Annotated in this window: 7 protein-coding genes and 1 pseudogene; 7 read left to right on the forward strand and 1 reads right to left on the reverse strand. The window is 68.5% G+C overall.

What is annotated here, in order from left to right:
- From ABTZ58_RS39460 to dnaB, 7 genes are all read left to right on the forward strand, one after another.
- A partial coding sequence (locus ABTZ58_RS39460) for an oxidoreductase (protein WP_351368160.1) occupies nt 1-676 on the forward strand: 676 nt, incomplete at its 5' end.
- Between the two features lie 87 nt (nt 677-763).
- Nucleotides 764-1,060, forward strand: a complete 297-nt coding sequence (locus ABTZ58_RS39465) for a helix-turn-helix transcriptional regulator (protein ID WP_351368163.1) — start codon at nt 764-766, stop codon at nt 1,058-1,060.
- Between the two features lie 777 nt (nt 1,061-1,837).
- Nucleotides 1,838-4,288 carry a hypothetical protein gene (locus tag ABTZ58_RS39470; protein ID WP_351368166.1) on the forward strand — a complete coding sequence of 817 codons (2,451 nt, stop codon included), beginning with the start codon at nt 1,838-1,840 and terminating at the stop codon, nt 4,286-4,288.
- 121 nt (nt 4,289-4,409) lie between these two features.
- On the forward strand, nt 4,410-4,856 hold the full coding sequence (locus ABTZ58_RS39475) for a hypothetical protein (RefSeq protein ID WP_351368169.1): 447 nt from the start codon (nt 4,410-4,412) through the stop codon (nt 4,854-4,856).
- A 48-nt stretch (nt 4,857-4,904) separates the two neighbouring features.
- Nucleotides 4,905-5,468: a hypothetical protein gene (locus tag ABTZ58_RS39480; protein ID WP_351368172.1), complete on the forward strand. Its 564-nt coding sequence runs from the start codon at nt 4,905-4,907 to the stop codon at nt 5,466-5,468.
- Complete coding sequence (locus ABTZ58_RS39485; protein ID WP_351368175.1) at nt 5,465-6,034, forward strand: DciA family protein; 570 nt, start codon at nt 5,465-5,467, stop codon at nt 6,032-6,034. The genes ABTZ58_RS39480 and ABTZ58_RS39485 overlap by 4 nt, the downstream gene beginning before the upstream one ends.
- A gap of 74 nt (nt 6,035-6,108) precedes the next feature.
- Nucleotides 6,109-7,491, forward strand: coding sequence for a replicative DNA helicase (gene dnaB, locus ABTZ58_RS39490; protein WP_502996218.1), 1,383 nt, complete (start codon nt 6,109-6,111; stop codon nt 7,489-7,491).
- Nucleotides 7,492-7,651: 160 nt separating this feature from the next.
- Here the strand turns inward: dnaB and ABTZ58_RS40435 are convergent.
- Nucleotides 7,652-7,839, reverse strand: a pseudogene (locus tag ABTZ58_RS40435) (IS5/IS1182 family transposase); the annotation flags it as partial.
- Nucleotides 7,840-8,041: the final 202 nt, after the last annotated feature.

Here is an 8,041-nt window from a genome sequence, read left to right on the forward strand (position 1 = left end):
CCGATGCTCCGTCATGCAGGCCCGTGCGGCGAGCGTCAGCGGCTACGACGACCGGGCGGAGCTCGTACTCGAGGACGGGCGCACACTGAGCGCACAGGTAATCGTGGTCGCTACCGGCGTGGCCGCCCTGGCTCCGCCCGATGCCGACTGGATCAGCGCTCCTGCACATCTGTCAGTTCCTCCGCTGTGGCGCACCAAGCCTGCAGACCTGGCGGGTCGGACCTACGTCCTCGGAGGAGACCGTCCCCTCGGAACGTGGCTCCGCACCCATCCGCACTCCTCAACGACGCTTCACATCCTTTGTCCGCCGGCGGATGACTACAAGATCGCCGAGGTGGCGGGGGACAAGCGCGTGCGCGTCGTACCTGTCTCTCACGTCGCCCTGTCGCCGTTGGCCTACGGAGACGAGTGGAGCTTGCAGGTCAAGGACCGGCAGGGAGAGCGCAAGTCCTACGTCGCCAAGACTGTGCTGAACAACCTGGGCAACGCACCAGCCGGCCTGGACGGTCTCATCTCGAGCGAGGACGGCTACTGTCCTCCCGGCAAACAGCACCCTCGGGTCCAGGTCGCCGGTGACTTGCGGTCGGCCCAGTTCCAACGCGTCACGACGGCGCAGGGTTCTGGGGCGGAAGCTGTGCTCGCCTCCTATTACTCCTCGGTCCTGAAGCCATGTTGAGGTCCAGTGCTCACCGCCCTGTCGGCGACCCGAGATCGATCCCGTGGTGTATCTTTCAGGGATTCGGTGACCATGAGAGGTTGGGGCATGTCTGACGCGGATCCCATGCAGCGGGTCAACGCTCTCCTCGACGACGTCCTGCCGACGCCGCGCGTGCGTCAACAGCTGCGCCTCGCTGCGGGGCTCACTCAGCAGGAAGTCGCGGACGCCGTAGGTGTGAAACGTCTGGCCGTAGCCCGCTGGGAGCTAGGCCAGACACACCCCAGGCGGCCCCATCGCGCCGTCTACATCCACCTGCTCAAGGGGCTCGCGGAGCGTTTCCCCGAGGTCGCTGAGCTGAATGCAGGTAACACGACGCCGGCCTCCGAAAGGGGGTCGGGATGACCTAGCGGCCATCGGCCGCGCGCACCGATGAGGTGGACTGCAATCCACTGTGGCCCCGCGCGGCCCGTCTAGCCGACCGTCAGGTCGGCCGCCCAGTCCCCGGTTGGCTCCGGTTCTGGGCTCCAGCTCATGGAGCTGGTTCATCTCTCGCAAAACCCCGCTTTGGCAAGCGGGTGCACCCGGTCCGCTTTGGCAAGCGGACCACCTCGGCTCTCCAGGAGCCCCTTAGGCAGGGGGCCTCTGTTGAGCCACCAACGTCACCCCGGGTTCCAGCGGCTTTGGCAGGCCATTCGGCGCTCGGGACTCCGTCCGTACAGATCGTTCGGCCGTGGTCGGGCCCCTTGGCGGGGGCTTGGTCGCGGTCGGGGCGATCCATATGAAGGTTGGTGTCCCCGCCATAGTGCACGAGATGGGTGTCCCCTGTCAGCTCGACCGTGCCCGATTCACACCGATTCGAGCCATCAACGCTTCCCGCGTGACGGAATTCGCACACCCCGTTTGCCCTGTTCACGGCATTAATCACGAAGATTCATGGGGTCGGAGTGTCACACGCCCCACGGCCCGGCGTACCTATACCGAGAGGGGGACCTCTGTCCTCCTGGCGGTGCCGGCCGCCGCGGCACTCCGGGGCTGCGTCCCGTGGTGCGGGACGCGATCGGCAGTTGTTGTCCGCCAGACGGGAGGGATCCGAAGGCTCACCGGTTCTTGGTCTCTGTCCACAGGCGGTCCGCGCGAGGCTGCCGAGATGATCGCTTTCTCGTCCGTCCGGGTGGGACGATGAGCGCCGTGGCGGCATCGGCCGCCGTGCTCCCGCGCACGAAGTTCGCCGGTGAGGCGTCGCGCCGTCGGCTGCGGTCGGTTCCGGCGCAGGCTGGTCCCGCTGTGCCTCCGAAGCTGGGCAACCCGCTCCAGCTTGGGAAGTCGATGCGGGCCCGGCTGCTCGCCGCGGTGCGTGCGCTGGTGACGTCTCCAGCGCTGGCCGGTGCGTCGGACGGCGCGCGGCTGGCGTCGGTGGTGCTGACGGCGAAGTCGAACGTGGCCAACGACTACCAGGCGTCGATCTGGGCGGCGGAGCTCGGTCGGTGGCTGGGGGTGTCGCAGTCGACGGTCGCGCACACTGTGCTGCCCGAGCTGCGTGCTGCTGGGTTCCTCGGCTCGAACGTCGCGACCAACAGCTTCGGGCACGCGACGGGCCTGGAGTGCTGGGTGATTCCGATGTACCGGGCGCAGAAGGCCGGCGATCGTCGGCACCCGTTGGCGCTGTCGCGCTCGGAGCTGGCGGTGTTGTTGAGCCTGTGCGAGGTGCTGTTCGGTCCGGGGTGGGCGCCGAAGGACAAGGCGCCGGTCCCGGCCGGGTTGCTCGCCGGTCGTAGGGGCCGGGGGGCTGCGACGGACCGGCTCGGGCTGCTGCTGATGGTGCTGACGACGGGTTCGGCGGGCTGGCTGCAGCTGTGCCCCGGGTCGGTGGACACCGGCCGTGGGCGTCCGGCGGCGACGGTCGGGCGGCTGCTGGGCTGCACGGCGGCGGCCGGGGCGAAGGTGCTCAAGCGGCTCCAGGAGCACGGCGTCGCGGAGGTGGTGCGCAAGGAGACCGGATCGGGCCTGAACGCGCAGTCGCGGGTGCGCCTGGTGCCGGTTGTTGAGGCCCACGGCGTGGCCGTGCGGGAGGCTCGCCGAGTCGCCAAGGCTCTAATTTCAGACCTCGCTGGTACTGCATCCGGAGATCTTGAGTCCGGCGAGACGGGCGAGGCCCTTGTGACGACTGGGATCGAGGGCGCCGAACAGGACGGGATGGCCGGATCGGCAAACCTCGCCGTAACTGCACAGCACCACGCTTCCCACGCTTCTGGGGTTACTCCTGGCGGTTCTCTCGCGCTCTCTGGTGGCTTTTCCGGCGAAGGCCGTGGGGCTGAAGGCCGTCGGCCGGAGCGCGCGTGCGTGCGCGAGGACCAGGCCGCCGACGGCCAGGCCGCCGTTGGCAAGTCGGCGGCGCCGGTAGCCGAGGACGGCCCGCTGCGCGGGGAAAAGCCGCAAGAGTCCCCGGTCAATCAGCGTGCTGGGCGGTGTGCTGCCGGGGCTGTAGCCGGTGGTCGGCTGAAGGCCGTGGGTGGTGGAAAGGCGCAGCAGCAGCGGAGGATTGGCCTTCCGGCTGATCTTGGTCTGCGGGTGGCTCTGGGGCCGGTCGCGGGGCTGTGGGAGCGGCTGTCGGGCTGGCAGCAGGACCAGGTCGAGGCGGCCGTGAAGGCGGAAGTGAAGCGGCTGGCGGGCATGCTGGAGCGGCCGGAGAGGGCGCCGCAGCTGCTGGCCGACCGGTTCACCGACCGGCTGGAGGAGACTGGCGGAGAGGCCCTGGTCGACCGCCCGTTCCCGTGGCTGATACGGCGGGGCCTTGCGCAGCGTCAGGCCTGCTCAGACCCCCGATGCGACGACGGGATCCGGCTGGACACCGGCGGCGAGTGCGAGAACTGCAACAACGTGCTCCACATCCGGCGTGCCCAGCGGGCGAAGATCGCGGCGGAGGTCGACCGGGAGCTGCCCGGCCTCGGTGGGCGCGAGCGCCGCCAGGTCCTCGAGGAGCGGCTGCGGGAGCACACCCAGCGTGAGGCAGAGCAGGCAGGCGCGCGGCACGACCAAGTGGTGGCCGAGGTGGAGATGCGGCGGGCGGCCGCCGCCCGCCGCCGGGCAGCAGAGGAGGCTGCCGCGCTGCAGCGGCGGGCGGCCGCGTGCGTAGAGTGCGGGCTGCCGGGTGCGGCGGGGTTGTGCCCGGAGTGCACCTACCGGCGGTGTACGGACGCTCTGGTCCAAGAGGCGGTCGACCTGGCGGTCGCCGTGCGGGCGGATCTGGATGACCCGGCACAGATCGCTGCGCTGTCGGAGCGCTGCGAAGCCGACACCCGTGCGCTGCTCGATGACGTGTGCCGACGCCAAACCGCGACCGATCAGGGGCTGCTGGCGTTCACCGCCCGGGAGGTGGCTGAACGGATCCGTGACGAGCGCCGGGCGAGCGCGCACAGCCGACTGCTGCGGAGTGAGGAAGCCGAAGCCGAGGCCGAAGCCGTGTACGACACGGTGCTGCGCCGCCGCCCCCGCGGTCATCAGGCCGCGGAGGAAGCGGCAGAGGAAGCCCGTCGACGCACTGCGCACTACTTGCTGGAGCGCAAACTCGGGCTGCTGCGGGCCCAGCGGGCGCGGATGCAGGCCGGACGGGCACCGAAGCGGGTTGGTTGATCGAGTGTCGTGGTGTCAGCTGCGGTCGCTAACCTGTCAGTTGGTGCACCGCAGGTCGGCTGCCTTCACTCGGCGAGACCGATAAGCCGGTGCTTCTTCACGGATCGGAGGCTGATCGGGCGTGAGTGTTCCCTCCCAGCCCGGACTCGGCGATGACGGCATTCCCGCTTGGGGGCGCAAGCTGACCGTGGTGTGCCCGGCCTGCGGGGTGGCCACGCACCGTCACCGGACCATGCACTACGACGGCGTGAACGTCTACCGGCCTCAGGCCGGCCCGGACCCCGCTCGTGTAGTCGGAAGCGGGGAACCGGAAGCGGAGGTGGCGTGGATCGCGCTGATCCCGGGCGACTACCCGGCCCGGTTCTTCGCCGCCGACGAGGTCTACCACCTCGCCGGCGGGATCGCCTGGCCAGGCCCGCATCACCGCGACTACGGAAACGCGAAGATCGTCCACGACGCCTGCTGCCCAGGCCTGCACCGCACTCAGCCGGTCACCAGCCACGGCGCGAGCGAACTGTGGCGCGCCATGCGACTGAGACAGGCCCGCAGCAGCCGACCCAACCGCTAGAGAACGCCAGCCAGGCCGGTCTGGTACCGGACATGAAGGAGAGACGCCGTGAACCACGCCCAGCTCATCGCCCTGGGTCGGGCCCTTCGCGTCGCTGGTGAACACGGGCAACGGCTCGACGACAACGCCGCTGCCCCGAACATGGAGGAGATCCGCCAAGACCTCGAACGGGCCTTCGCTCTGCTGGAGGAGGCGGTAAGCACCCCGAAGCCAACCACCAGCTGCCCCGAGCACCCGAACGGGCCCGTCGACCCGGACGCCTTCGATGGCTGTCTCCTCTGTGAGACCCGCCGACGGTCAGGGCCGTTGACACCATCCCCGCACTCCGTCGGCACGGACGACGAAGCGTCCCCCAAGCGCACGCAGTCCCAGCACCGCATCCGGGCCGACCAGCCACAGCCGCGGAAGCGCTGGATCCCCGAAATGTGGAACGGGCAGTCCTGGCAGCTATGCGGCACGCCCCGCCAGAGCGAGCGGGACGCTGAGCAGTACCTCGAGCAGCTGCGTCGTAGTCCGGACGCAGCCGCGGCCTACCGCCTGGTGTATGCCTTCACCGACCACGACGTCGTCCGGGTCTGGGGTGCCCCGACGCCTTACCGGGTCGAACTTTGAACGACCAGCAGTACCCGAGCATCGAGGCGCGCGTCGATCTGGCGCTGATGGCCCTGAGTCGTGCTCGCGAGGACGCCCGGCGGGGCCGCTTCACCGAACGCACCCCTACCGTACGCCGCCCTCGTGTGCGGGGACGGACCCCAGCGGTCCTCCTCGCACGAGTCCTGCTTGACCTGTTCGCCGTGGCCGAAGTCTCGCCGCTTCCGGCCTGGCACGCGGTGGCCGGCCCTCTGGCCAAGCACGTGACCCCCACCGCCTTCGACTCCGAAACCGGGACGCTCACCCTCGCGAGTGCCTCTGCGGCCTGGCTGACCAACACCCGATTCCTGGCTGACCGTCTGGTGCAAGGGCTCAACGACATGCTCGGTGCGGGCACCGTACGCCAAATTCATCTGGTTCGGAGGGACCCATCCACGCTCCAGCCGCTGCCCCCGATGCCACACAGCTCACGCACACTACGACCGGAGCCGACAACTATGTCACCCGACCCCACCATCGAGGCGGCCCTGAACCGTCAGGCACGCCTGCTACCACGCGAAGCAGAGCAAATCACCCTCGCCGAGTGAGAACGCCGAAATCCTTGATCAGGCGTGCAAGGCCGCGGCTACGCTGACCCAATGCCACGTACTGCGCCAGCAGGATGTGCGAAAAGGGGCTTGGGGGAGGGGAAACCAGGGTGACCAGCGACGACAACGACGCTGCACTGCACCATCCGCACGATCTCGAAGCGGAGAAGGGGGTGCTGAGGGCGATGCTCCTGTCCAAGGACGCGATCGCCGACATCGTCGGCACCCTCCACGGGCACGACTTCTACCGCCCCGCCCACGATCTGATCTACACGACGATCCTCGACCTGTACGGGCGAGGCGAGACCACCGACCCCCTCGCGGTAGCCGCTCGGCTCACCCAGCAAGGCAACCTCGACAAGGTTGGCGGATCCGCCTACATCACCGCCCTGGTCAATGGGCCTTCCTCCGCTCGGAGCTGGCAGACTAACGCCGACCGCGTACAGAACGCGGCCATGCTGCGCCGCACCAAGATCGCCGCCATCCACATCGAGAATCTGGCCTCCGACGCCGATCCGGACGCCGTCGACCGCATTGCCGACCAGGCACAGGCGGAAATCTTCGCCGCCACCACCCGACGCCCTCTGCTTCCGCCGGCCAGCCCGCTCGGCGATGTCATGGAGGACACCCTCGACTGGATCGAGGCGACCGGCGGCCGCAACGCAACCCTGCCCGGGGTGCCCACCGGCTTCACCGACCTGGACGCCCTCACCGGCGGGCTTCATTCTGGCCAGCTCATCGTCATCGCCGCCCGCCCCGCAATGGGCAAGTCCACCCTCGCTCTTGACTTCATCCGCTGCGCCAGCATCAAGCACGCCCTGCCCAGCGCCGTGTTCTCGCTCGAGGCCGACCGCAACGAGATCGGCATGCGCCTGCTGTCCGCCGAGGCCCGCGTCGCACTGCACCACATGCGCTCCGGCACCATGACCGACGAGGACTGGACCCGCCTCGCCCGACGAATGCCCGACGTCAGCGCTGCCCCGATCTACATTCAGGACGGCGCCTACTCCAACGTCCACGACCTTCGCGCCCACTGCCGCTACCTGCAGGCCCGGGCAGGCGTACAGCTCATCGTCGTGGACGCCGTTCACCTGCTCACCTACGGCACCAGGCCGCTCGGCTCCCGCTACGAGGAGATCTCCGAGATCGCCCGCTGCCTGAAACTCCTGGCCAAAGAACTCCGCCTGCCAATCGTCGCGATCTCCACACTCAACCGCAGTCCCGAGCAGCGCACCGACAAGAAGCCGATGATCAACGACCTCCGGGACTCAGGCGCCCTCGAGGACAACGCCGACGTGGTGATCCTCCTGCACCGAGAGGACGCCTACGAGAAGGACTCGCCCCGAGCCGGAGAGGCCGACTTCATCGTCGCCAAGCATCGCCACGGACCCACCGCGACCATCACGGTCGCCTTCCAGGGCCATTACTCCCGCTTCGTCGACATGGCCCAGACCTAAAGGGTGTTGCACAATGTGTATTGATCACGCAGACGGCGCTTGAAAGGCTTCACTGAAGCGGTCGAAATCCCGCCACTTCCGGGTGGTTGATCTTGAAGCAGATGGCCGGATCCTGTCGTGATCTGCGTTGTACAAGAGCCTCTAGGTTCTGTCCCTTTGGTCAGCGTCGGGTCCAGATGAGGACGCCGGAGAGGGCGGAGGGCGACCTGGTAGGCGATGGCTAGTTTGTCGGTTCGTGTGACCCATGCGCCAGCGCTTTGAGCGGTTGATGCAGCGCTCGACGGTGTTCCGCTGTAGGCCTCGGCGTCGAAGCCGGGCGGGTAGCACTGGCGGGCGGCCGTTCCAGCGCCAACAGCCCCTAAGCCCGCCTGCAGCGCGAGACCGTCAGTTTCCGAAGCGATCGGAACTTGGAGAAGCTGCGCGCCGCGTCTTCCGGTTGTACGAGCGAGGAGCGACCGTGGTAACCGACGCCTACTCGTTGATCCGGATTGGAAACTGACACCCCCCCCCAGCAGCACGAGAAACTTGTCATGATTTCCTTTAGTCACCC

The organism is Streptomyces sp. NPDC094143, from assembly GCF_040303825.1.
Lineage (GTDB): Bacteria > Actinomycetota > Actinomycetes > Streptomycetales > Streptomycetaceae > Streptomyces.